Source organism: Shewanella zhangzhouensis (assembly GCF_019457615.1).
Taxonomy (GTDB): Bacteria; Pseudomonadota; Gammaproteobacteria; order Enterobacterales; family Shewanellaceae; genus Shewanella; species Shewanella zhangzhouensis.
This window is the reverse complement of the sequence record NZ_CP080414.1, coordinates 1,018,889-1,043,666: the sequence shown is the minus strand read 5'-3', so window position 1 is coordinate 1,043,666 and position 24,778 is coordinate 1,018,889. Positions and strand designations below refer to the sequence as shown.

The window sequence follows — 24,778 nt, the reverse complement described above, 5'->3', positions numbered from 1 at the left end:
AGGGGGCTCCTTTGATTTTTAAGGGCGCCAGCCAGGTCTTGCCGCCACCAAATGCACAGCACTGGTGGTGCGCTCCCAGAAGCCGCCTTCGCAGTAGCTCAGATAAAACTTCCACAAGCGGATAAAGCGTTCGTCGTATCCCAGGCTGCGAATTTGCGGCAGTTCGCGGTCAACGTTCTCGTGCCAATGCTTGAGGGTGCGGGCGTAATCTTCACCAATATCGTCCAGACTCAGCATTACCATGTCGGTACGCTGGGCAAGCAGGTTTGCCATTCGGCTCACTGACGGCAAACAGCCACCGGGGAAGATGTATTTTTGAATAAAATCACAACCTTTTCGGTAGCTCTCGTACCTCTGGTCAGCAATGGTGATGGCCTGCAGCAGCATTAACCCATCGTCCTTGAGCAGACTTTCGAGCTTGCTGAAGAATCCGGGCAGGTATTCGTGTCCCACGGCTTCAATCATCTCGATGGAAACCAGGCGGTCGTATTTGCCCTCCAGCAGACGATAATCCTTTTTCAGCAGGGTGATTTGGCCCTCCAGCCCGGCCTCACGAATGCGTGCCTGGGCATAGTCGTGCTGCGCATCGGAGATGGTTGTGGTCGTCACCTTGACCCCGTAATGGGTTGCCGCGTAAATGGCGAGCGCTCCCCAGCCGGTACCTATTTCCAGAAGCTCCATGCCCGGCGCCAGTTTCAGGCGCTCACAGATGGTGGCAAGCTTGTGCTGCTGGGCCGCCTCCAGGGTTGCATTGACATCGGGATAGATGGCAGATGAATAGAGCATCGACTTATCGAGAAAACATTCATACAGGGCATTGCCCAGATCGTAGTGGGCGAGAATGTTGCGTTTTGAACCTTCAATACTGTTGCGACTGAGCAGATGGCTGATTCGGTTGGTGACACCCGACAGGAAGGCAAAGCGTTTCTCGAGACGGTCGAGCAGCGGCAGATTGGCGGCAAAGAGACGCACCACCTCTGTCAAATCCGGACTGTCCCAGTGACCATCGATAAAGGACTCCCCCGCTCCAACGGAGCCGGACAGAAGCACCTCTCGAAAAAACCGTGGCGACTTCACGTGGATCACCGCCTGAGGCCCCTGATGGCTGCCAAACACCAGAGTTTCGCCGTCACAAATCAGTCGAAGGCCACCGTAGGAGAGGCCTTTGAGAGCGGTCAATAAGATACGTTGAGCCAAAGATTCCAGCGTCGATGAAGTGCTCTTATTGGCAACTGCGGTATTGTCCATGGTTATTTCTCCACCGGCCCGGGGTGGGCCACAAAAGTCACACCTTTTCGAAACAGGCTCAGGGCCTGCCGATAAATGCCATACAGGATATATGCTGTAAGCATTGGAAAACGTTTAAAAAATTTATTTAACCCTGCCTTATCAAAGGCCTGACCATGCAGCCGTAAACCGGCACGAAACAACCGCTCGCCACCTTCACGCTCGTTATCGATTTGAAGGTGAAAGCGTTCATTATTGGCCTCAACCTGCCAGCGATAACGCATATCCAGGGTCATAAAGGGCGAGACGTGAAACACCTTGTCGTTCACTGCCTGGCCCTTGTCGTGTGCCTCGGTTACATCAACCAGATAACAATGGCGCTCGTTCCAGGGCGTGTTACTCACCTCTGCAAGCAGGTAGCGCTGCACATCGCCATCACATAAAAAGAAGAAATTCACCGGGCTGAAATAAAAGCCGAAATGACGCACCTGACCGGCAAACACCACCCGGTTCAGCTCACCCGCAGCGCCAAGCTCACGGGCTTTATCGAGCACCCGCCGTTTTAACGCCTGCACAGCGTGCTCCGGGTCTGTTTGCTTGCGAGCTGACTCAGCAGGGCCATTCGCAATCAGGTAGTCTTCAGCGCGAAATCGCAGCGGCCGAAGCCACGACAGACCAAACAGGCCACTGAGGTTTGCCAGCCCTGGCAGCTCGTCCAGATCCATCACCAGCATGGCCATGGGGTAACTGAAGCTGTGGCGCACCGCCCCCAGCCGCTGATGACTTACATGGCCAAAAAAGATGCCGCTGTTCATGCGCTCTCCAGGCTGACACCAAAGCGCCGGCACACATCCAGGGCGCTTCTTACGCCATCTTCATGGAAGCCGTTGTACCAGTAGGCGCCGGCAAAATGGGTGTGCTGCTGGCCGCAGATATCCATCCTGCGCGCCTGCGCCGCCATGGCAGCCGACGAGAAAACCGGATGGGCATAGCTGAACTGGCGCAGAATCTTGTCTTTGGCGATGGCATCGGTCTGGTTGAGGGTCACCATAAAATCAGGAGAGCCCGCTGGCAGCCGCTGCAAGGTGTTCATGTGGTAAGTCACCGCCGCCGGACGCTGGTTGTCTTCGTCGAGACGATAGTTCCAGCTGGCCCAGGCGGCTTTGCGTTTTGGTAACAGTCCTGTGTCTGTGTGCAGTACCACGTCATTGCGTCTGTAAGGCAAGGCGCCTAGGACTTCCCGCTCGGCATCTGAGGCATCGGTGAGCAGCTTCAGTGCCTGATCGCTGTGACAGGCCAGTACCAGCTCGTCAAACTCATGCCAATCCTGGCCATTTGTCTGAATGGACACCCCTTCGCCATGGCGTTTTACCGCGGTCACCGGAGTCGAAAGATGAATGCGCTCGGCAAAAGGTGCCACCAGCGCCGGAATGTAGCTGCGAGAGCCACCCTTGAGCACATACCACTGAGGGCGGTCGCTGACATTCAGCAGGCCATGATTGTGGAAAAAGCGCAGGAAAAACTTAAGCTCGAAGGCCGCCATATCATCCAGGCTCGATGACCAAATGGCCGCCCCCATGGGCAATATGTAATGCCGTGCAAAAAAGTCTGAAAATTGCTCTTTGGCCAATAACTCACCCAGGGTGTTGCAGGGGTATTGCCCTGACTCGATACAGGCCTTGCCAAGTTTATTAAACCTGATGATTTCGTTCAGAAACCCCCAAAACTTTGGGCTGAACAAGTTGCGCTTTTGGGCAAACAGCGTCGCCAGAGTGTGGCCGTTGTACTCAAGGCCACTGTCGAGATTGTGAACCGAAAAGCTCATTTCGGTGGGAATACTTGCCACCGACAGCCGTGACAGCAGCTTCTGAAAGTTAGGATAGGTGCGGTCGTTGAATACGATAAAGCCGGTGTCTATCGCATAATCTTTGCCATCGACAGTGACATCCACGGTGGCCGTGTGTCCACCGAGATAATCATTGGCCTCGAACAGACTCACCTCGTGCTGGCCTGAGAGCAAATGGGCAGTGGTGAGGCCGGATATTCCCGAGCCGATAACGGCAATTTTTTTCATCTCATCTTCCAATGGTGATATGTAAAAAGCTCAAACGGTCACAGGTGAATACTGCAATCGGCCTCATCTCAGGCCGACTGGCGACTGACATTGCTTCGGGCAATCAGGCCCCATACAGCGCCCGGCAACAGAGCCAGCAGCCGCATAGGCCACAGCAGCCTGCGCGGGAACTGAATACGGTCTTTTTCCCTGGCCAGTGCATCAACAATACGCCGCGCCGCATCCTCAACTTCAATCCGTCCCGGCATCGGGAAATCGTTTTTGTCAGTCAGTGGGGTGCGCACAAAACCGGGTTCTATCAGGGATACGCCGATGTCAGCGGGTGCCAGATGCAATCGCAAGGTGTTTGCCAGATATGCCAATGCCGCCTTGGAGGCGCCATAGGCTTCGGCCCGGGGCAGCGGCAAGAGCGCGGCGCTCGAGCCCATCAGCGCCAACCGGCCCCCGGCGGCCAATGCAGGCAAAAAGGCCTCGAGGCAGTAACCTACAGAAATCAGATTGGTTTCAATCACCCGGGCGAACAACTTCCCATCGAAGGCCTTGGGATTATCTATGTACTCGCAGCTGCCGGCGTTAAGAATGATAAGGTCAAGCTCACCCGCCAGTGACGATGCAGACTCCAGGCAAGCCAGTCGGTCACAGATGTTGAACATCAGTGTGGAGAGTTGACAGGCAAAGCGCGGATGGGCATCCAGTAAGGCATCCAGGCGGGCTCTATCGCGGCCACAGGCCACCACCTGCCAACCGGATTTAAGGTATTCCAGCGCCAGCGCCTGGCCTATGCCAGAGCTGGCGCCTGTGATAAGTACCCGTCCGCTCAGCATAGTCATTACTTGCCCGCCCTGTGTTTAACCAGCCGCACCAGAGCGCCAAGGCCGGGAATATGCTCATACAGCATGGCACCCACATCGAAGTAGTCTCTGTGGTAGTCCACCTTGTCGCCGTAGCCAATCTGGCTCACGCCATCCACACTGATGGGCTTTCCACCGGCCAGTTTGGGATGGGCAAAGGTCATGGTCCACACCAGCATGGCCTGCTTGCCATCATCCATCACCCGATGAAACACAAAGTCTATGCTGCTCAGGTTTTGGTACAGATTGGCAAAGTAGTCCTTGAGTGGCCCAAGCCCTTCAATGCGGTGCATGGGGTCACAAAACACCACAGTGTTCGCGTATACCTCATCGAGAAGCGTGAGGTTATGGGCACCCAGCTGCTGATACAGCGCCATCAACTTTTCAATGGGCGCCGACGCGGCAGCATTAAACGGGTTATGTTCCATCTCACCTTGTCCAAGGGGATGATGTTCCACCGGACAGTGCACACCTGCATTCATTCCCTAACCCTTCTTCATCACGGCCATCACATCCAGCGCCCTTGTACGGGCGCTGCTGTGCTCAACAATCGGAGGCGGATAGCCGCTGGTATCAAACAGCCCCGGCCCACTTGCCTGGTGCAGCGACCTGGTGGGCCACTGCGCTATTTCTGGTAGGTACTTACGGATAAAGCGAGCGTCGGGATCAAATTTTTCCGACTGACTCATAGGGTTAAAGATCCGAAAATAAGGCTGGGCATCACAACCTGTACCGGCGGCCCACTGCCAGCCACCATTGTTGGCCGCAAGGCAGCCATCGATAAGTTGCTCGCGAAAATATCGCTCACCCCAGCGCCAATCGATAAGCAGATGCTTGGTCAGAAAGCTGGCAACCACCATCCGCAGGCGATTGTGCATCCAGCCGGTTTGATTGAGTTGCCTCATGGCCGCATCCACCAGCGGATAGCCAGTGCGGCCGTGTTTCCATGCCTCAAATTCTGTTTCGTCATTGCGCCAGCGAATGCCATCACCGAGAGCATTAAAGTTCTTCGCCATGCTGAGGCCCGGGAAAGCCACCAGCAGATGACGGTAAAATTCGCGCCACACCAACTCGTTCAGCCAGGTGCGGCCCGGCGAGGATTCATTCACAAAGACGTCGGGAAAGTCTTCCATCAGCGCCGCCAGACACTGACGGGGGGATATCACCCCAAGCGCCAGATAGGGTGACAGACTGCTGGTGCCATCGATGGCAGGAAAGTCGCGCTGCTCACCGTAGCGGCCCATGGACAGCTCCCGAAAGCGGGACAACTTTTCCAGGGCCGCCTCCTGACCAACAGGCCATTTATCAAGAGCCGGATCATCGTCAACCTCTCCCCAAAACGCGAAGGGGGTGAATGCCACCGGCGCTGCCACGGGCGCGGGCGCAGGGATAGGCCAAAGCGAGCGGGAAGCGGCTATTTCACGCCAGCGACGGGCAAATGGAGTAAATACCCGGTACATGGCGCCGCCCTGGTCCCGCTGCCCCTGAGTGACCACGCTGCCGGGGGGCAGCATGCAATGTTCATCGGTCAGATTCAGCGGAAAGCCTTTATCCAGAAGTGCCTGATCGCGCCTGCGCTCATCAATCTCGATTTGCGCCCCGGCGAAGATGCTGGAGATGCCGTTTTCTTTACAAAACGCCTTGAGGGCAGCCGCGGTTTGGTTAAAAAAATCCACCTTCAGCAATGACAGCGTAATCCCCATGCGGGCAAGCTCTTCACCCAGCACGTTGAGATTAGCCAGTAAAAAGCGCTGCTGACGCACCCCCATGTCATGCTGTTGCCACTGGCCCGGGCTGGCGATAAAGAGCGCATAAACCTTGCCACCACGGGTATTGGCATCCTCACACGCCCGGGTCAGCGCCTGATTATCTATGGTGCGAAGATCCTGCCTGAACCAGACAAGTGTATTCATATTTTTATTCCGTATTTCAGTATCTTGTCAGTAAGCATATCGCAAACGCAGCGAATCCGGATGTGGATTCAGATACACCTGAGCGGCGATGTAGTCGTTTGGGTGTTCCCGCAGGTAATGGCGGATCAGGGTAATGGGCACCAACAGCGGTTGTACTCCCTGACGATAGGCAAGAATGGCATCGCTGAGCTCGGCCTTCTGGCTGCCGGAGAGGAATTTTTTGAAATAGCCCTGAATGTGCTGCAGCGCACTGGTGTGGTTACGGCGGCTCGCCTTGTGCTTCAGCGCCGTCATAAAGCCATCGAAGTATGCGTCAGCCACAGCCTCAAGCTCCCCATCACCCGCCAGCAAGGGGCCAAGGGTGCGGTAAATCGCCGGGCTGTGGGATAACAACAGATACTTGTAACGGGCGTGGAAGTCGGTCAGCGCCTTGCGAGTCAGCCCCTTTAAACGCATGCAGTGCCAATCGTGATAGGCATACACCCGGGTAAAAAAGTTTTCCCGTATGACAAGGTCATGGAGCCGACCTTCCTCTTCCACCGGCAGATGGGGGAAACGCTTCATCAAGGCCGCCGCAAACACGCCCACACCTTCTTTGAAGCCACCGCTGCCGTCAGCCTTATAAACAGGCACCCGCTCCATCCCGCAGGTGGGAGACTTGGCGCAAAAGAGATAGCCGCTGAGAAACCCGAGTCCATCGGCTTTTTCATTGCAGTAAGACTGCAGCTGCTCTGTCACATCAATGCTGCCATCGGCACTACGCACCCTGATTTCACCCTCAATGCGAACCTGACGGATACTTTTGCGTGGCGCACCCATGCCAATCGCCATTTCGGGGCACACAGGGACAAAATCGAAATGAGGCTTCAACTCCTGCTGGCAGTAGGCAGAGTTCTTGTGTCCGCCATCAAAGCGCACTTGTTCTCCCAGCAAGCAAGCGCTGATCCCTATTTGAATCCGGTCAGGGGTGAATTTGTGCATGGTGCGTCTCCCGAATGTATTGATGGTATTGCAATTACTCGCTCAAGATACGTGGCAGGAGGCAAAAGAGATCACAGAAACACGCGGGATTAAAGCGATTACCGCCATCGACGGTCCAGTTGATGGTTTAGTCAGGCAGCAAGGATATATTAATTGCCCCCGGCGCTATGCGGCTCTGTCATTGCGCGGCTTAAGGAATATTATTCCTGTGGATAGTAATGTATTGAATTAACAAACTTTAGTCTGCCTAAAGACGCCAGAGCGCGCACAGAATTGCACCGACGTAAGTGTTACCCGAGGGCATCAAACATCTGCCCATATCGGCCTCAATGATGGTATGTCGCGTTCGAGCCTGCGCCTGGCCCCTGAGCCTCAACGGCGACCCGCTGACGTGCCTTCAACCAACGCACCAATTCACCAAGTGGCTTGGGCCTGCATACCAAAAAGCCCTGAACTATCAGGTTGGGGACAGACTCCAGGTATTGATAGTCTCTTGGGTCTTCCACGCCTTCGGCCACCACAGACACCCCCAATTGACGCCCTATATCGAGCAGCGACTTGAGAATGGTCTGTGCCAATGGGTCCATGTGAATTCCGCGTACCAGACTCATGTCCAACTTAAGCTCACTGATTGGCAGGCGGCACAGCTGAGTTAAATTGGTATACCCGGTCCCAAAATCATCGATGGCAACGCCAAAATTGTGCAGCCGCAACCGGGAAATTCCCGAATGTTGCGACTGCTTATCAAGCGCCTGATTTTCTGTTATTTCTACCGTTACTCTGCTGATATCAACCTGCCATTTTTGACAAAAGCTCAGCAGTCGACGGGGCCAATAGCTCTGGCCAAGCTGGGTAGGGGTAAGGTTGATAGACAAACGGGCGTGACGGCATTCGGGCTGTTGGCCAATTTCGGCCCACTCCTTCAGGGCAGTCCCTATCAACTGTTCAGACACCGCATTGAGCAGGTTGTGACGCTCGGCTACGGGCATAAAACTTTCAGGGGTCATCAACTGCAATTGAGCACCCTGCTGCATGCGGCAAAGTACCTCAAACCCTTCGATACGGCCGGTGCCCACCTCTACCTGGGGCTGGTAGTAAGGAACCACTTTATGTTGCATGATGGACTCTCGAAGCGATTGCAAGGTCATGGCAGGTCTGGACCTGTTCAGCTCCGGTGCCATCATCAACAGGCGCTCAATACAGATGTTCAGCTGCGTTTTACATACCGGCTTCATCAAGGCGCCCAAGAGCCGCAAATGGGCACCGAGCACAATCTGAGAGGCCGCTTCAATGATACGGCTCTCCATGCCCGAAGCGATAATAACGCCGCCCCGGTATTCAAGGCCCGACAGCTTTGATAGAAGCTCAATGCCGTCCATTCCCGGCATATGCAAATCCACCACCAAAATCTGGTATCTGTCCCTGTGCTCCCGAAGGCGCTGCAATGCCTCGGAGCCATCATGGCAGTAGTCCACGCTGGTCACATTCAGTTCACTGAAATATTTGGATAACAGCTGGCAGTAACTGAGTGAATCGTCAATGATGAGCACATTCAATGGCATAATATGACTCCGGACAGTCTGGGTACCGGGCCACGAAAAAAATCAGTTTCATCCGTGAAACCCATGATGGACATTCAGTTTCAGGTAACGCCCCTGATGCCCACGTTATTTTCCAAGCCTAGTTCAGGGACGACCCAAGTCAAACCCGTGACGTTAGACAAAAGTGGAGGCTAGGGGCAAAAAATCTGCTATACTTCGCGCCCCTTTGTGAAAAGGCATATTCCGACCAAGGTGCCTAACTTACAAAAAAGCCCTTGTGAATCGTCTATTTACGCCAGGAATCATCATGAAATTCGAATCCTACAGTTTTGCCCCCGAAATACTGCAAGCCCTCGCCGAATGCGGTTATGAAACCATGACCCCTATTCAACGGCTGGCCATTCCCCCTGTCCGTCGCGGCCAGGACGTATTGGCTTCTGCCCAAACGGGAACCGGGAAAACTGCGGCTTTCGCATTGCCAATCCTGCAAAAGCTGCTGGACAATCCCAAGGCCAGAGAGGCGACCAAGACCCGCGCGCTGATCCTTGCTCCAACCCGCGAGCTGACAGAGCAGATTGCCAACAATATCAAAGCCTATGCCAAGCTTCTTGAGCTGGCTGTCACCACAGTATTCGGTGGCGGAAAAACCGATGTTCAGGCACAAAAGCTGCGCAAAGGCACAGATATCATAGTGGCCACACCGGGGCGCTTACTCGAGCACTTGCTGGCGGGTAACCTGTCATTGGCCGCCGTTGAATTTTTGGTTTTGGATGAAGCCGACCGCATGCTGGATATGGGCTTTATCGCCGACATCCAAAAGCTCATCCAGGCCTGTAATAAAGAACGCCAGACCCTGATGTTCTCGGCCACCTTCTCCGGTGGTGTGCGCAAGCTTGCCGATGAGATCATGAAAAAGCACACAGTGCTGACCGCCGACAGACACAACACCGCCGCCACAACCGTGAGCCAGGTGGTCTACCCGGTGGAGCAGCGCCGCAAGCGCGAGCTGCTGTCTGAACTCATTGGCCGCAAAAACTGGCAACGGGTGCTGGTATTCTCGGCAACCCGTGAAGACTGTGAAAAACTCACCGAAGAGCTGAACCTCGACGGCATCCCAAGCGCGGTGATCCACAGTGAAAAAGCCCAGGGCACCCGCAGAAGAGCACTGAAAGACTTCACCGAAGGCAAAATTCGGGTGTTGGTATCCACGGAAGTGGCCGCCCGTGGTCTGGACATCCCGGACCTGGAGTATGTGGTGAACTTCGACCTGCCCTTCCTGCCTGAAGACTATGTACACAGGGTTGGCCGCACCGGCCGAGCCGGAAAGAGTGGTGTTGCCATCAGTTTTGTCAGCCGCGAAGAAGAGCGCACTCTGGCCGACATTGAAAAACTCATTGGTCAGCGTCTCAAGCGTATCATGATGCCGGGCTATGAAGTCTCCAACCGTGACCTCTTGCTCAAGCAGTTGCAAAAGCGTCGCAGCTTCGCGAAAAAGACCCGGGTTGAGAGTGATGCCGTTGCCCAGGTAGCCGCCGAAAAGAGCATGGCCGGACGCCGCGTTAAGGTAAAAGTTGGCTCAACCGGAAACACCAAAAAAATCAAATAAGCACCCGGTGCCATTGATTCAAGATAAAAGCGGCCTTAAGGCCGCTTTTATTTTTTCTGTTGCACCCGAACCTGAAAGACATTGCCCCTATCGCCGGTCTTTGAACATACCTTTAGTTGCCAAGAGACTGTCATGAAATCCATACGCGCATTGTTACGTCACCTATTATCTAGCCGGCTTACACTGAGTTTGCTCACATGTCTTCTGTCTGTTGGGCTTATCCAGCCCACCATGGCAAACCCCATTGCCGCCGACGAAGTGTCAGTTGCACCGCTGCTGAATGGCGAAACCATTCCCGATATCCAGCTCTTCGACAGTAAGGGCAAATCGGTCAGCCTCAAGGCGCTGAGCGCACAAAAGCCCACAGTATTCTTTTTCTACCGTGGCGGATGGTGCCCCTTTTGTAATAACCAATTGGGGCAGCTCAAAGAAATCGAGCCCAAGCTCATTGAGCTTGGCTATCAACTGGTGGGGATAAGCCCGGACAGCCCCGCAAAACTCGCTGAAGCAGCGGGAGAGCGTAAGCTCGACTATTTGCTGTTGTCCGATGCCAATATGGACGCGGCCAGAGCCTTTGGCCTGGCGTTTTTCACCAGTGAAAAAACCACCCAAACCTACCTGAGCCGCATGAAGCTTGAAAACCCGCTGTTCAAAACCCCTGAAGGCGATGAGCGTTTGGTGTTGCCGGTTCCCGCTGTGTACATCACAGATACCCAGGGCCTTGTTCACTTCCAGTATGTGAATCCCAACTTTCGGGTCAGGCCTGCCCCCAAGCTTATCCTGACAGCGGCAGAGCTTGCCCGCCAGCAGGGATAAAGCCGCTTTACAGTGCCAATTCGGCGTCCTTACAATAAGCGGCCTTTCAATGATGGATATGCTTATGTCGACGCCGAATTACAACGCTTCCCTGCTGGCCATGGCCACCGCCGCCCTGAACGCTCTGGATTCATCCCATGCCGGGGCCGCCCACGCCACCGAAGCGCAGCAAAGCCACTTCCTCTGTAGCTGGATGGCACAGGCGTTAAAAGACAAAAGCTTTGATAAAGCCATTGCCGGAGAGCTTACCCTCTGGGTACGGCAGGGGCGCAGTATGGGGGCATCGGCACAGCTCAAGCGATTACTGCAGACCATACGTCATCAGTATTCCACGCTGGCAGAACACACCAGCGGACTCGGCAGTGCCCTCGCTGCCATGCTGGACGAAGCCCGGCAGCAGGAGGTCATTGTCTACACAGATACGCCCATCAAAACCAAACTCAAGCTGGATGCCGATGGCCAATCGTCTATCATTGTGTGCGCCGACGAATATCAGCAGCACATTCAGAATGGCGAGCTCATCAAGCCCATCAGCCTGTTTGTTCGCGCTGACGAAAAGTATCTTGCCAACCTTGCATTCAGTCACGGGCTCATGCTGACACAAGGCGATAAAAAATCGTCACTTATCAAACATCACAAGCGCTATGGATTGTTTCCCAAAAACCAGCTGCCCTCTTTGGCGCTGCTGACATTTCATTAACAAAAGCGTACAGTGAGTGGGAACCCACAGATGGAGCCCCGATGATGCTACGTGTTGCCTTCTATGCTCTGATATTGTTTTCAATGGTAGCCGTGGCAGATAACACGCCCAATCCTCCCACTCTCAAGTATTGCATCACGGGGTCCAGCAGTTGGTACCCCTATTACATCCCCGACAGTCCACAGGCGCCGGGACTCATGTCTGAGTTGCTGCCGCTGCTGTTGGAGCGCGCTGGTGTAAAGGGGCAGAACGTGCCCTTGCCCCCCAATCGCACCAACCAGGCGCTGGAAAAAGGTACCCTGGATTTTGACATCGTCAGCCCCAGCTGGTTTGAACACGGGGATTTTGGTCCCCTGTTTGTGAAATCCGAGCCCATAATGCAAATCACCGAACACATCATCACCCTGCCACAAAATCAGGACAGATGGGCTGACATCAGCAGTATCAAGGGCAAAGAAATCGGAACCGTAATGGGGTATCTGTACCATGATGACCATGAGTTCATCCGTGCCGATTTCAAGTCAGAACAAGAGCTGATTAAAGCCCTGCATCGACAGCGGATAGGTGCCGCCATCAGCGGCGATTACACAGCCCTTTATTGGTCATCCAAGCTGAATTTGCCCATTGCCCTCGCCGCCAAGCACTCGTCGGGGGATTTGGTATTCCGATTACGCAAGGAGCGCGCCGCCTTGCTGCCGGCCATCAACAGCGCCATCGCCACCTTAAAGGCCGACGGCACCATAGATGCTCTGATAGACAAGTACACCCACTCCATTGAAGCCACCCCGTGATGGTGAGTCCCAGTGAGTCCCGGTAGTGCATGTCCCAGCCTCACTGCCGGGTTTTCCTGAAAAAGGGCTATGAAAACCAGCCCATATTGAAAACGTAGCCAATAAAAAAAGCGCCCACTGGCGCTTTTTTATTGGCACTTCAGCGAGCCTGTCAGTCGGCCTTCGGCTCCCCAAGGCTATAACCGTTCAGTTTCACATTGGCCTGCTCCACCACCTGCATCGCCTGGGTGGTCAGGGCATTGTTGCCGTTAAGGAGGTCATTCAGACCACCGTGTGCCTTATCCACCAAGCCCAGCTCACGTAGCATGGCATCCACCACCGGGGCATTGGCGCGGTAGTTGAGCGCCGCCTGGGTCACCTGCTCGGCAATACCACCATTGGCAGCGCCTTCGCCGTTAGCCAGTGTGGCACCGTTTGCACCATACCCCTGCAAAATCTTAATGCCTTCAATGTTTTCCAGCGGTTTAACCGCATTGGCCACAATCTCCGGCAGGGCGCGCAGAATGGCGAGGGACTTTTGCAGCTCGATCTGTTCGTCACGGAGCACGTTTTCGGCCTCGTACAGCGCCTGCTTACCGGCCGCTTCCACCGCGTACACCTTCTCATCGGCCTCTGCCTTGAGCTTCTTGGCATCGGCATTGGCACGGGCTTCGGTGAGGATGGCGGATGAGCGGTCTTCTGCAGCACGCTTCTCTGCTTCGGCCTGGACCGTCACGCCCACAGCCTCACGCTCGGCTTCTTTACGGGCGTCAATCACTTCAATCTCTTTGCGACGGTTGGCCTCGGCCACCTGACGCACAGTGATAACCGCTTCTTCTTTCTCTACTTTCAGTTTTTCAGCCTCGGCGGCGCGGGCTCGGGCGGCGGACTCTTCTTCCGACTTGGCGGCAACGGCAATTTGCTTTTCCTGCTCGGACACTTCGATGTCACGCTGCTGCTGAATACGGGCCTGCTCGATGGTTTTGCGCTTTTCGATTTCGCGGGTTTCGATTTCCCGGGTCTTTTCAATCTCGGCCGCTTCTACCGCGCGCTCTTTGGCGATTTCCGCTTCACGCTCTTCACGGGACTTCTGCTCCCGCTGCTTGATGATTTCCGCCTTCTGCTCGGCACGCTTGAATTCCAGCGCCTGCTGCTGCACCAGCTTGGCCTCTTCTTCGGCCTTTTTGATTTCCAGCGACTCTTTTTCGGCTTCGAGGTTACGCATCTCAATCTTGATGCGGTTTTCCTGCTGAATATCGTTGGTCTCTTTACGCTTCTCTTCGATGATTTTGGCCAGACGCGCACGACCTTCAGCGTCGAACGCGTTATTTTCATTGAAGAAATCAAGCTCGGTCTGGTCAAAGCCGGTCAGGGAAACTGACTCCAGCTCCAAACCGTTTTTCTCAAGGTCATTGGCCACGTTGTTTTGCACCCGCTGCACAAAATCGGCGCGCTGTTCGTGCATCTCTGTCATGGTCATCTCGGCGGCCACGGCACGCAGCACGTCAACAAATTTGGATTCCATCAGCTTTTTCAGCTCTTCCACCCGGGTGGTACGGGTACCCAGAGTCTGAGCCGCCATGGAAATGCCCTCGGCGTGGGGGGCAACCCGCAGGTAGAAGTCGGCTTTCACGTCCACCCGCATGCGATCTTTGGTGATAAGCGCATCTTTCTGGGTCTTTTCCACTTCAATGCGCAGAGTATTCATATTCACATGGATAGTTTCGTGCAGCACCGGCAGTACGATGGCGCCGCCATCCTTAACCACCTTCTCACCGCCAAAACCGGTTCGCACGAAGGCGGTTTCTTTGGTGGCACGGCGATAGAGCTTGGCGAAGATAAGCCCGATTACCAAAAGTCCCAATACCGCCACACCTGCTATCATCAGCATAAAGGTGCCGCTGTCGGTAAAAATTTGTGAGTTGTCCATCTAGCTTCCTTGTTATCTACAACAGTTTATTGAGTAAATTGACTGGCGGACCACACCCGGCCCACCCTGCGAATAAGCACTACCTGAGTGCCCTGAATAAATTCATCCCCGGCCACTTCGGGCTCAACCAACACATAGTGTTTTTGTTGAAACTGGTCTTTTACCAGCGCCTCTGACGGGTTGCCCTTTACCGCGCGGCCAAGGGTAATGGTTGCCACGCAGCCACTGAGTTCATCAATGGACAGGGCACTGCTTTCATTTTTGGGCAGCATGTCGGCCAGCGGCGCACCGAGGAAACGACAACCCAGCGCGGCGCCCGCAATGGCCAAAGGCACAGACATCCATTGCACCAGCGGCTGACCGAGTAAGCTGATAAAGAGGAAATTGACGCTGTAGCCGGCAATCACAAAGCAGGTCATGGCCAGCACCAGCCAAATCAGCAGGGGCAAGCGATTCAGACACAGCCAGCCAATCAAACCGGTGAGGCCACCGCCTGCGATATCTGCGTCCATATCGACATCGGCCAGATCCCAGTCTTTGAGCAGCCCCATCAGGCTCAGGCCAGTGACCAGTGCCAGGGCTTCGATTATCCCGAGCAGCAGAATGACAGTTAATACGATACTGAATGGAAAGTTTGCATCAGCAAATAAAAAGCCAAGCATTATCAACTCCTTGTACAGAATGCTATTCCGTGGCTGCGACTTTTGGTGCAAGAAATCCGAGCATATCAAAGCGTGAGTCTTTGCCAAGCATTTTTACCCGCTTTCGGGGCTTATCCGCTAAGATAGGCGCAAACCCATTAAGCACTCGATCCCATGACGACAAGTTACCTCAAGCTCAAGGGCCATTTTGCCCAGATCTCCCATTTTGAACACTTCAGTGCCCTGGGCGACTGGGATCAGGCCACCATGATGCCCATGGGCGGCAGCGAAGGCCGCAGCGATGCCATGGCAACGCTGGCAGGCCATATCCATGGGCTGCGCACCGCGCCTTGGTTGCTGGACGAAATCGATAACGCCGAGTCAGAGCCCCTTACAGCCAAGGAGCAGGCCAACCTGCGGGAGATGAAGTACCAGTGCCAGCAGGCCATCGCAGTACCCCAGGCGCTGGTCGAAGCCAAGACCAAGGCCGCCTATCAGTGTGAAAACGCCTGGCGTGAGCAGCGTAAACACAATGACTGGTCTGGCTTTAAACCCAACCTCGAAAACGTGATGGCACTGGTACGGGAAGAAGCTGGCCACCGGGCGGCAGTCACAGGGCTTTCTCCCTACGATACCCTGCTGGATAAGTTTGAACCCGGCATGAGAGCCGCCACCCTTGAAACCACCTTTGCCGGGCTTCGCAGCACGCTTCCCGGCCTTATCCAGCAGATCCTCGATAAACAGGCCGGCGAGCCTGTTATCCAGCTTGAAGGGCCTTTCGACATAGGCGCCCAGGAGAAGATAGGCCGTGAACTCATGGCGCTGCTGGGGTTTGATTTCAATCAGGGGCGTCTGGATGTATCCAGTCATCCCTTCTGCGGCGGCGTGCCGGGGGATGTACGCCTCACCACCCGCTACCGGGACGATGACTTTACCGGCGCCCTGCTTGGTATCATCCACGAAACCGGCCATGCCCGCTATGAGCAGGGCCTGCCATTGGCGCTTCGGGGCCAACCGGCCGGGCTTGCGCGCTCAATGGGTATCCATGAAAGCCAGAGTCTGTTTTTTGAAATGCAGCTGGGTGCCAGCAAACCCTTTATCGAGCTCATCACCCCCATCATCAACCGTCATCTGGGACGCAATTTCAGCGCCGATGCCCTGGTCAACCTCTATACCCGGGTTAAGCCGGGCCTCATCCGGGTCGATGCCGATGAGGTCACCTACCCATGCCATATTCTGCTGCGATTCGATGCCGAAAAGGCATTGATGGATGGCTCTCTGGCCGTGGCCGACTTGCCGGACTTCTGGTCTGCGGGCATGCAGGAGCTGCTGGGGATTAACACTGATGGCAATTATCTAAACGGCTGCATGCAGGACATCCATTGGACTCTGGGTGAACTGGGGTACTTCCCAAGCTATACCCTGGGTGCCATGTACGCCGCTCAGCTGCGCTTTGCCATGGAAAAAACACTGGGACCACTGGAGCCCGCCATAGGCCAGGGGCGCCTTGGAGAGATTTTTGCCTGGCTTGAGCAGCATATCTGGTCACAGGGTTCACTCATGGATACCGACAACCTCATCAAGGCCGCCACCGGCGAAGCACTCAACTTCCGCTATCTGGAGCAGCACCTGCGTCAGCGCTATCTGGGCGAATAACCCAGTCTCGGGTATAATTGCGCCCTTTGTGATTTGAACAGGCAGTAAACAAAGGGCGTACCATGCAACTCAGGGCGATTCAGGCCAACGATTGGCCGGCAATTCTCAACATTCAGGACGAATGCTACAACGCAGTGGATCCAGAGCCGTTACACGTGCTTAAAAGCAAATGGGAAGTCTCGCCAGACTCTTGTTTTGTGATGGAAAAAGACGGCCAGGTGCTGGGCTATTGTTTGGCACACCCTTGGGTGGAAACCACACCGCCTCCCCTGTATCACGCCCTGACCGAGCTGCCCACACCCAATACCCTGTATCTGCACGATATGGCAATTTCTGCCCGCGCCCAGGGCCTGGGTGCCGGTGGCAAGGCACTGTCCAAACTCAAGCAGCTGGCCGAGCGCTGGTCACTGAACTCTCTGTCTCTTGTGGCGGTTCAGGGCGCCGACAGCTACTGGCGCCGTCAGGGCTTTGCCGACAGCCAAAGCCTCAAATGCCTTGGCAGCTACAGTGACGATGCCAGCTATATGATACTGCCCCTGTGAGGCAATAATGCACCCAGCACTGACCACGGTTGCCCTGCTCTGCCTGTCGAATATCTTTATGACATTCGCCTGGTATGGACATCTCAAGTCGCTCAACCATAAACCATGGATAATCGCGGCACTGGTCAGCTGGGGCATCGCCCTGTTCGAGTACCTCTTGCAGGTACCGGCCAATCGCATTGGCTACACGGTAATGAACGTGGGCCAGCTTAAAATTTTACAGGAAGTGATTACACTGAGTCTGTTTGTGCCCTTTGCCTATTTCTATCTCAAAGAGCCATTGAAACTCGACTACCTCTGGGCAGGCCTGTGCATCCTCGGGGCTGTGTATTTTATTTTCCGCAGCGAATTCAGCTAAAAACAACGAAAGGGTTTTACCATGGCACGTCAGGTTGCATACACCTATAAAGGCCAGGCAAAAGTGATTAACTTTGCCTACGACAAGTACCACGATATGTACGAGGCCGCAGCCGCCGCCGAAGGGGTGGACCTCACCCGCTTTCTGGCCATGGAACAACAGGTTGCCATGACGGCCAAAGGCAAGGGCGCCCTCAAAAGCTACCGTTTGAACGAATTTGCCCGCATGGGTTTTAAAGACATTCGCATGTTGCGGGACGATGAACAGGTCTGAATTATGATAAATCAAGAACATGCCAATTTTCCCCGCGCCGGTTTTTTCCGCCGCCTCGGGGCCATGGTGTACGACCTTATGCTAGCAGCCGCGGTGTGGATCCTCGCCGGTGTCGTCAGCTTTGCCCTCTTTGCCGTGCTGGTGAATGTGGGCCTGATTGACCGCGGCGGTCACGAGCACGTCATCGATGTGATGAATGCCAACTCCCTGTATCGCAATTTAAACTTTGCCTGGATACTGCTGTGTGTGGCGATGTTTTATGTGGTGTTTTGGAGCCGCGGCGGCCAAACCCTGGGCATGCGCGCCTGGCGTTTAAAGGTGCAGCACCCCAATGGCCAAAACTTGAGTTTTATCGCCGCTGCCGCCCGTCTGGTATGGTCACTGTTCGGTTTAGGGAATCTTTTTATCCTTATCAATCCCGACAAGCTGGCGCTGCAGGATAAGATGACCCGCTCCGAAGTGGTGGTACTGTCGGTGGAAGCCAACCAGATGAAAAACTGGCACGGTATGCAGTAACCCTTTTACGGGTGACATGGGCTGCACACGCACGCCACATGAAGGCGTAAAACAGCAGCCAAATAACAAGGGCACCCCAGGGTGCCCTTGTTATTTGTGTTAATCAGCCTTCATGCCGTTACGTATCAGCGACGGATATAGAACACAGCCGCACCGGCGAATAAGAGCGCTGGCGCACCTGCCCCGATAAAGGCCGGCAGCTGGTAAACCATGGTCATGGGACCGAAGATTTCATTGCAGATATAAAAGCTGAAACCGGCCACCACACCCAGCAGTACCCTGGCGCCCATGGTCACGCTGCGAAGCGGACCAAAAACGAAGGACAGGGCCACCAGCATCATCACGGCCACAGTCACCGGTTGCATCAGCTTACGCCACAATGCCAACTCGTAACGGCTGGGGTCCTGGCTGTTAATGCGCAGATAATCCAAATAGCCCATCAGCCCCTGGATAGACAGGGATTCGGGTTTCACCGACACCACGCTGAGTTTGTCCGGTGTCAGGCTCGACTGCCAAATCTCGCTGTCGACTTCCTCCCTGACGATGGCGTCTTCGGTGATATGGGTTTTACTCACCCCCTGCATCTGCCAGGCCTTGCCATCGAAGGTGGCCCGGCGCGCATTGACCACATGGTTGAGGCGCTCTTGCTGATCAAACTCGTACAGGGTGATGTTGCCCAGGGTATTGATGTCCGTCACTTCGCCTATGTTCACAAAGAGGTCGCCATCTTTGGCCCAAATCCCGCGATGGGACTTAATCAGGCTGCCGCCGGAAATCATGGTGGCCTTGAGCTCGTTGGCGCGCTGCTCTGCGGCGGGCGCAACCCACTCGCCGAGTGCCATCACCAGCAGCATCAGAGGTATCGCGGTTTTCATGGCCGACAGGGTAATTTGCAGTCGTGACTGACCCGAGGCCTGCATCACCACCAACTCGGAGTTGGCGGCCATCATACCCAGGCCAATCAGAGCCCCCAGCAGCACCGCCATGGGGAAAAACATCTCGATATCACGGGGGATAAGAAACAGCACATACACACCGGCATCCATCATGGTGTAGCTGCCACGGCCCACCAGACGCAACTGATCCACCCACTTGATAATGCCGGACAAGCCAGTCAGCACCAGCAAACACAGGGACGAGGTACTGATAAGCACCCGGGCAATATACCAGTCCAGGATACTCATGCTGCGGCCCTCCGCTTGAAGCGACCACTGAGACGGGCCCCCAAAGGCCGCTCTTTACCCAGCAGCATCATGCCCATCACGAGGGCCGACAGGTGTATCCACCACATGCCCAGAAACGCAGGAACCACTTCATCTTCCAGCGCCTTGCGCCCGGCCACCATCAGGCCGAAGTAACCCAAATACAAGAGGATTGCCGGCAGCATCTTGGCAAACTTGCCCTGACGCACATTGACCCTTGCCATGGGTACGGCAATCAGGGTCATCAGAGGGATAGCCAGAGGAATTGCAATACGCCAGTGCAGCTCGGCCACGGCTTCGGGGGTATTCTGGTCGAGCAACTGGTTAAGGGGCAATGCTGACATCTTGCGCCTGCGCTCGTCGACCTCCTGCTCCTTGATTTGCATACCATAGCCGCCAAACTCAAGCACCTGATAATCCAGGCTCTTGGGCGAACCCTGATAGCGCACCCCGTCGTTCAACTTAAGCTGCTGTGCGCCGGTGGCATCTTCCACCACCTTGCCTCCGGCGGCAGACACCAGATTAATCTGGCCATGTTCATCGTCGGGATCGGGCAATTGGGCCACGAACACCTTTTCCAGCTCGTTGTCTTTACCGATTTTCTCCACAAAGAGTACAGCGCGACCATCGGGACTGGTTTGAAAACGGCCCTGCACCAGGGCAGCCAGACCGGCCTCAGACTGGGCTTTTTCCAGCACCTGATTTTGGCGCTCTTCCGCCCAGGGTGTCACAAACAGGGATAAATAGCCGGTAAACAGCATATTGAGCACGGCCAGCAGCAGGGTTACCCGGGTGACATACCATTCACTCACCCCAACCCCGTGGAACACCACCATTTCACTTTCGGCGTACATGCGCCCATGGGCCATCAAAATGCCCAGAAACAAGCTCAGGGGCAGCACGAGCACGGCAAGATAGGGTAGATTCAACCCAAGCAAGGTAACGACTAAAGAGGCAGGAAACTCACCGTCCGACGCGTCGGCAAGTACACGGACAAAATGCTGGCTGATAAAAACAGTCAACAGCACCAAAAGTACCGCGATTTGTGCCTTGAAAACTTCTTTGAAAAGATATCTAAATACAATCACAGGCAGGATCCGGTATCAAAACTTATCATTTTGCTGGTATCAGCCTAACATTCATGTAAACTGTCTACTTTTGATAGTTTTCTGACCAACACCATCACAAGGCGCCACGGCATTAAGCGCTGAGTAACAGGCCTTGGCGCAGAAACTTAGGCCCGATTTCGGGCACAAGCAGGCATTATCCAATAAATATAAAAATTTGTCTTTAAGAATCTAGGAGTGCTCATGGAGTTTAGCGTAAAGAGCGGCAGCCCGGAAAAACAACGCTCAGCGTGCATTGTTGTGGGTGTATACGAACCCCGCCGTTTGTCCGGCATCGCAGAGCAACTGGACAAGATCAGCGAAGGTTATATCAGCAATCTGTTGCGTCGTGGTGATCTGGAAGGCAAGCCAGGCCAGATGCTGCTTTTGCACCACGTGCCCAATGTGCTCAGCGAGCGCGTTCTCTTGGTAGGTTGTGGTAAAGAGCGCGAGCTGGACGAGCGTCAATACAAGCAAATCATCGCCAAGACCATCAACACCCTTAACGAAACAGGTTCCATGGAAGCCGTATGCTTCCTCACCGAACTGCACGTTAAAGGTCGCGATACCTATTGGAAAGTGCGTCAGGCCGTAGAAACCACCCAAAACAGTCTCTACAGCTTCGATACCCTGAAAAGCCGCAAGGGCGAGACCCGTCGTCCACTGCGCAAGCTGGTGTTCAATGTGCCTACCCGCCGTGAACTCACCGTGGGCGAGCGTGCCATTGAGCACGGTGTAGCCGTGGCCTCGGGTATGCACCTGTGCCGCGACGTGGCCAACATGCCACCTAACATCTGTAATCCGGCTTACCTCGCCTCTCAGGCGCGTCAACTGGCTGAAATACACGAAAACCTGCAGGTGACTACCGTGGGTGAAGAGCAAATGGCCAAACTGGGCATGAACTCTTACCTCGCCGTGGGCCGTGGCAGTGCCAATGAGTCCATCATGACTGTGATGGAGTACAAGGGTGCCGTGGACAGCACCGCCAAGCCTATCGTGCTGGTTGGTAAGGGCCTGACCTTCGACTCGGGCGGTATCTCTCTCAAGCCGGGCGAAGCCATGGATGAGATGAAATACGACATGGGTGGCGCCGCCGGTGTTATCGGCACCATGAAGGCCATCTGTGAAATGAAGCTGCCGCTGAACGTAGTGGGTATTCTGGCTGGCTGTGAAAACATGCCTTCCGGCAATGCTTACCGTCCCGGTGACATCCTCACCACCATGAGCGGTCAAACCGTGGAAGTGCTGAACACCGACGCCGAAGGCCGACTGGTGCTTTGCGACGTGCTGACTTACGTTGAGCGTTTCGACCCTGAGCTGGTAGTCGACACCGCCACCCTGACCGGTGCCTGTGTGATTGCGCTGGGCAAGCACGCCTCAGGCCTCTTCTCTTCCCACAACCCGCTGGCACACGAACTGCTGAGCGCCGGTGAACAAAGTGGTGACCGCGCCTGGCGCATGCCACTGTGGGATGAGTATCAGGACATGCTGGACAGTCCTTTTGCCGACATGACCAACCTCGGTGGTCGTCCGGCGGGCTCCATCACCGCAGCCTGTTTCCTGTCGCGCTTTGCCAAGAAATACAACTGGGCACACCTGGACGTAGCAGGTACCGCCTGGAACAGCGGTGCCAACAAGGGCTCTACCGGTCGTCCGGTTCCTCTGTTGACCCAGTTCCTGATAAACCGCGCCGGTGTAGAACAGGGCGAATAAGCCAAATAGCTGTTTTAAGCACATAAAAAAAGCGAAGCCCCGGCTTCGCTTTTTTGTTGCTTGTAATCCGCTGGTCTCAGGACGCCTTGTCGATGCGCAGGTCCTGGGCACTGGTGGCGCGGCGACGGCAAGCTTCACCAAAGGCCTTGAAAATCTTAATGGAGTCAGGGTTTTCAAGGGCCTTCCACTCAGGATGCCACTGCACCCCAAGGGTGAACTGCGGCAGATAGGGAGCGTGCAGCGCCTCCACCAATCCATCTTCGGCAACCGCCAGCGCTTCCAATCCCTTACCCAGGGTTTTAATGCCCTGACCGTGGAGCGAGTTCACTTCTATGGTGTCCCCAAGCAGCTTATGCAGCCAGGAGCCCTTCACCATGCTGATGCTGTGACTGGCACCATACTGCACCTCGGGCGGTGTGTCCGGATCTTCACGGTGATCGTTCAGATGGTCCTCATCATGCACCGTCTGATACAGATCGCCGCCAAAGGCGATATTCATCTCTTGCATGCCACGGCAAATACCCAGTATCGGCAAGCCCCGTTTAACGGCGCCCTTGATAAGCTCAATATCCACCAGATCCCGTGCCAAATCCTGCTTTTTTTCGGGCGTGAGATTTTCCTGACCATAGAGGTTGGGATCGATATTGGAGGCGGCACCGGAAAGGTAAACGCCGTCTGCCATGTCCAGATATTGTTCAATATCTGCCACACCAAAGCAGGTAGGGATAAGTAGCGGAATACAGTCGGAAATGTCTACCACAGGCTGCATATATTTGTGGGTCATGACCTGATAGGCGTGGCCATTTCTGTCTTGCTGACCCATGGACATTAAAATGACCGGTTTTCGTTCTTGTCTTGCTGATTCTTGTTGTAAGGGCATAGATCACCTGATTTTCAAACGCGTTGAGTTCGCGCTTTGGGCATAGCCTGGCATGGTTAAAACCATACGCTTATCAGGATGATGCGTTGGTTTAAACGGCTCAGGACATGCCCAAAACCCGTACCTGCTACGTCCTTTTCAGGACGGCAATCACAGCACCAGCATGCCCAAAGGCGTTCAATATGTCAAACAGATGAAAACTTATTATTTACAACAGCAAACGGTATAGACAGAAAGATGCCCGAAATAACCGGGCAAGCAGAAGCGGCCAATTGCGAAGCATCAATGACTTGGCAAAGCCATTGTCAGCTTTCGGCAACGCCGGCCAGATTGCTGCCAGCAGCGTCCGGGACTCTTGCCTTTTCACGGGCATCCGCACCCACCGCAATAGCCGAGTCCTGTGCCCACCAATCACTGCCGCTTCCCGGCAGGGTTAAACTCAGGGCCTCACCAAAAATCGGGGTGGCAATCTTCACCGACCGATCCCATGCCAGCGCCCGAATTTGCTCAAGCGGTTCGTACCAGTCGTGCAGCGCCAAATCAAAGGTGCCGTTATGGATGGGCACCATCACCTGCCCTTTTACATCCAGATGCGCCTGCAAACTCTCTTCCGGCATCATGTGAATATCACGCCATAGCTCGTTGTAGGCGCCGGTTTCCATCAGGGTCATATCGAAGGGGCCAAGGCGCTCACCGATTTCGGCAAAGCCCGGGAAATAGCCCGAGTCACCGCTGAAAAACACCCGCGCCTGCTTACCGCGCATGGCCCAACCGGCCCACAGGGTTGAATCTCTGTCAAACAGTCCACGGCCGGAGAAGTGCTGCGCCGGGGTCGCGGTCAGCTCTATAGTGCCAAGTTGTGCCGACTGCCACCAATCCAGTTCAGTTATCCTGGCCTTATCAATGCCGAGGCGGATAAGGCGTTTACCCACCCCCAGTGGCATATAAAAGTGTTTTACCCGCCCTGCGAGCGCCTTGATGGCGGCGCTGTCCAGGTGATCGTAATGATCGTGACTTAAAATCACCCCATCGATGTCCGGCAACGCCTCAATGGCTATGGGACTGGGGTGAAAGCGCTTGGGGCCAACCCACTGAAACGGAGAGGCGCGCTCACTGAATACAGGGTCGGTCAGCAGCCATTTGCCATCGAGGTACATCAGCACGGTGGAATGACCCAGTCGATATAAGCGTGCCTGGGGCCGGGCAAGTTCGGCCTGGGTGATGGGTTCCAGTGGTACAGCGCTTTTCGGACTGGGGGCAGTGCGTTTGGCCCCCAGGTATGCCTTGATGATACCGACCAAATCCCCAAGACCTGCACCATAGACCTTATGGCTATTGCGAAAACGGCCTTTGATTTTCGAGGCTTCACCGGCTTGCTGGGACATGCTGCACACTCCTGACTGGGTAGACGACACTGGGCACGAATAAGTAAACTACACTGTGCAGTTTACTTATGAATTTGGAAAAGTAAACTGCTCAGTG

25 protein-coding genes are annotated in these 24,778 nt (G+C 54.9%); 11 read left to right on the top strand and 14 right to left on the bottom strand.

What is annotated here, in order from left to right:
* Positions 1-18: 18 nt before the first annotated feature.
* From K0H63_RS04475 to K0H63_RS04445, 7 genes are all read right to left on the bottom strand, one after another.
* Positions 19-1,248 carry an SAM-dependent methyltransferase gene (locus K0H63_RS04475; protein ID WP_220066913.1) on the bottom strand — a complete coding sequence of 410 codons (1,230 nt, stop codon included), beginning with the start codon at positions 1,246-1,248 and terminating at the stop codon, positions 19-21.
* A 2-nt stretch (positions 1,249-1,250) separates the two neighbouring features.
* Positions 1,251-2,042, bottom strand: coding sequence for a DUF1365 domain-containing protein (locus K0H63_RS04470; RefSeq protein WP_220066912.1), 792 nt, complete (start codon positions 2,040-2,042; stop codon positions 1,251-1,253).
* The gene (locus K0H63_RS04465; RefSeq protein ID WP_220066911.1) at positions 2,039-3,301 is read right to left on the bottom strand and encodes an NAD(P)/FAD-dependent oxidoreductase; all 1,263 of its coding nucleotides are present in this window, start codon (positions 3,299-3,301) and stop codon (positions 2,039-2,041) included. Before K0H63_RS04465 ends, K0H63_RS04470 begins: the two co-directional genes overlap by 4 nt.
* Positions 3,302-3,369: 68 nt before the next feature.
* The gene (locus tag K0H63_RS04460; protein ID WP_220066910.1) at positions 3,370-4,131 is read right to left on the bottom strand and encodes an SDR family NAD(P)-dependent oxidoreductase; all 762 of its coding nucleotides are present in this window, start codon (positions 4,129-4,131) and stop codon (positions 3,370-3,372) included.
* Positions 4,131-4,634, bottom strand: a complete 504-nt coding sequence (locus K0H63_RS04455) for a nuclear transport factor 2 family protein (RefSeq protein ID WP_258405656.1) — start codon at positions 4,632-4,634, stop codon at positions 4,131-4,133. The genes K0H63_RS04460 and K0H63_RS04455 overlap by 1 nt, the downstream gene beginning before the upstream one ends.
* A gap of 3 nt (positions 4,635-4,637) precedes the next feature.
* Positions 4,638-6,065, bottom strand: a complete 1,428-nt coding sequence (gene phrB, locus K0H63_RS04450) for a deoxyribodipyrimidine photo-lyase (RefSeq protein ID WP_220066909.1) — start codon at positions 6,063-6,065, stop codon at positions 4,638-4,640.
* 27 nt (positions 6,066-6,092) lie between these two features.
* Positions 6,093-7,046 (bottom strand): YbgA family protein, encoded by a 954-nt coding sequence (locus K0H63_RS04445; protein WP_220066908.1) that lies wholly within the window; start codon positions 7,044-7,046, stop codon positions 6,093-6,095.
* Between K0H63_RS04445 and K0H63_RS04440 the strand changes: the two genes are divergently transcribed.
* Positions 7,045-7,278: a hypothetical protein gene (locus K0H63_RS04440; RefSeq protein ID WP_220066907.1), complete on the top strand. Its 234-nt coding sequence runs from the start codon at positions 7,045-7,047 to the stop codon at positions 7,276-7,278. The two genes, K0H63_RS04445 and K0H63_RS04440, sit on opposite strands and share 2 nt — an antisense overlap.
* A gap of 94 nt (positions 7,279-7,372) precedes the next feature.
* On the opposite strand, the gene K0H63_RS04435 is transcribed toward K0H63_RS04440, so the two are convergent.
* Positions 7,373-8,608: an EAL domain-containing response regulator gene (locus tag K0H63_RS04435; RefSeq protein ID WP_220066906.1), complete on the bottom strand. Its 1,236-nt coding sequence runs from the start codon at positions 8,606-8,608 to the stop codon at positions 7,373-7,375.
* A 286-nt stretch (positions 8,609-8,894) separates the two neighbouring features.
* On the opposite strand from K0H63_RS04435, the gene K0H63_RS04430 reads away from it, so the two are divergent.
* The 4 genes from K0H63_RS04430 to K0H63_RS04415 all read left to right on the top strand — a co-directional run bounded on the left by K0H63_RS04430 (position 8,895) and on the right by K0H63_RS04415 (position 12,500).
* Positions 8,895-10,193: a DEAD/DEAH box helicase gene (locus K0H63_RS04430; RefSeq protein ID WP_220066905.1), complete on the top strand. Its 1,299-nt coding sequence runs from the start codon at positions 8,895-8,897 to the stop codon at positions 10,191-10,193.
* A gap of 132 nt (positions 10,194-10,325) precedes the next feature.
* Positions 10,326-11,009: a peroxiredoxin-like family protein gene (locus tag K0H63_RS04425; protein WP_434086745.1), complete on the top strand. Its 684-nt coding sequence runs from the start codon at positions 10,326-10,328 to the stop codon at positions 11,007-11,009.
* A gap of 64 nt (positions 11,010-11,073) precedes the next feature.
* Positions 11,074-11,709 carry a DUF2913 family protein gene (locus K0H63_RS04420; protein ID WP_220066904.1) on the top strand — a complete coding sequence of 212 codons (636 nt, stop codon included), beginning with the start codon at positions 11,074-11,076 and terminating at the stop codon, positions 11,707-11,709.
* 41 nt (positions 11,710-11,750) lie between these two features.
* Positions 11,751-12,500 (top strand): transporter substrate-binding domain-containing protein, encoded by a 750-nt coding sequence (locus K0H63_RS04415; protein ID WP_220066903.1) that lies wholly within the window; start codon positions 11,751-11,753, stop codon positions 12,498-12,500.
* Between the two features lie 151 nt (positions 12,501-12,651).
* Here K0H63_RS04415 and K0H63_RS04410 read toward each other — a convergent pair whose 3' ends face one another.
* Both K0H63_RS04410 and K0H63_RS04405 read right to left on the bottom strand, forming a co-directional pair.
* Positions 12,652-14,409: a flotillin family protein gene (locus K0H63_RS04410; protein ID WP_220066902.1), complete on the bottom strand. Its 1,758-nt coding sequence runs from the start codon at positions 14,407-14,409 to the stop codon at positions 12,652-12,654.
* Positions 14,410-14,435: 26 nt separating this feature from the next.
* Complete coding sequence (locus K0H63_RS04405) at positions 14,436-15,071, bottom strand: YqiJ family protein (RefSeq protein ID WP_220066901.1); 636 nt, start codon at positions 15,069-15,071, stop codon at positions 14,436-14,438.
* Positions 15,072-15,224: 153 nt separating this feature from the next.
* Between K0H63_RS04405 and K0H63_RS04400 the strand changes: the two genes are divergently transcribed.
* The 5 genes from K0H63_RS04400 to K0H63_RS04380 all read left to right on the top strand — a co-directional run bounded on the left by K0H63_RS04400 (position 15,225) and on the right by K0H63_RS04380 (position 18,395).
* The gene (locus K0H63_RS04400; RefSeq protein WP_220066900.1) at positions 15,225-16,706 is read left to right on the top strand and encodes a carboxypeptidase M32; all 1,482 of its coding nucleotides are present in this window, start codon (positions 15,225-15,227) and stop codon (positions 16,704-16,706) included.
* Positions 16,707-16,768: 62 nt separating this feature from the next.
* On the top strand, positions 16,769-17,248 hold the full coding sequence (locus tag K0H63_RS04395; protein ID WP_220066899.1) for a GNAT family N-acetyltransferase: 480 nt from the start codon (positions 16,769-16,771) through the stop codon (positions 17,246-17,248).
* A 7-nt stretch (positions 17,249-17,255) separates the two neighbouring features.
* Complete coding sequence (locus K0H63_RS04390) at positions 17,256-17,606, top strand: DMT family protein (RefSeq protein WP_011758917.1); 351 nt, start codon at positions 17,256-17,258, stop codon at positions 17,604-17,606.
* 21 nt (positions 17,607-17,627) lie between these two features.
* Positions 17,628-17,879: a DUF2960 domain-containing protein gene (locus tag K0H63_RS04385; RefSeq protein WP_011758916.1), complete on the top strand. Its 252-nt coding sequence runs from the start codon at positions 17,628-17,630 to the stop codon at positions 17,877-17,879.
* A 3-nt stretch (positions 17,880-17,882) separates the two neighbouring features.
* Complete coding sequence (locus K0H63_RS04380; RefSeq protein ID WP_220066898.1) at positions 17,883-18,395, top strand: RDD family protein; 513 nt, start codon at positions 17,883-17,885, stop codon at positions 18,393-18,395.
* Positions 18,396-18,520: 125 nt separating this feature from the next.
* Here K0H63_RS04380 and lptG read toward each other — a convergent pair whose 3' ends face one another.
* Both lptG and lptF read right to left on the bottom strand, forming a co-directional pair.
* A complete protein-coding gene (gene lptG / locus K0H63_RS04375; RefSeq protein ID WP_220066897.1) occupies positions 18,521-19,579 on the bottom strand; it encodes an LPS export ABC transporter permease LptG in 1,059 nt (352 codons plus the stop codon).
* Positions 19,576-20,685 carry an LPS export ABC transporter permease LptF gene (gene lptF / locus K0H63_RS04370; RefSeq protein WP_220066896.1) on the bottom strand — a complete coding sequence of 370 codons (1,110 nt, stop codon included), beginning with the start codon at positions 20,683-20,685 and terminating at the stop codon, positions 19,576-19,578. The genes lptG and lptF overlap by 4 nt, the downstream gene beginning before the upstream one ends.
* Before the next feature lie 222 nt (positions 20,686-20,907).
* Here lptF and pepA point away from each other — a divergent pair, with 222 nt between their 5' ends.
* Positions 20,908-22,416: a leucyl aminopeptidase gene (gene pepA, locus K0H63_RS04365; RefSeq protein WP_220066895.1), complete on the top strand. Its 1,509-nt coding sequence runs from the start codon at positions 20,908-20,910 to the stop codon at positions 22,414-22,416.
* A gap of 76 nt (positions 22,417-22,492) precedes the next feature.
* Here pepA and K0H63_RS04360 read toward each other — a convergent pair whose 3' ends face one another.
* Positions 22,493-23,245 (bottom strand): gamma-glutamyl-gamma-aminobutyrate hydrolase family protein, encoded by a 753-nt coding sequence (locus tag K0H63_RS04360; protein WP_258405473.1) that lies wholly within the window; start codon positions 23,243-23,245, stop codon positions 22,493-22,495.
* 356 nt (positions 23,246-23,601) lie between these two features.
* Positions 23,602-24,681, bottom strand: a complete 1,080-nt coding sequence (locus tag K0H63_RS04355) for an MBL fold metallo-hydrolase (protein ID WP_220066893.1) — start codon at positions 24,679-24,681, stop codon at positions 23,602-23,604.
* Between the last annotated feature and the right edge of the window lie 97 nt (positions 24,682-24,778).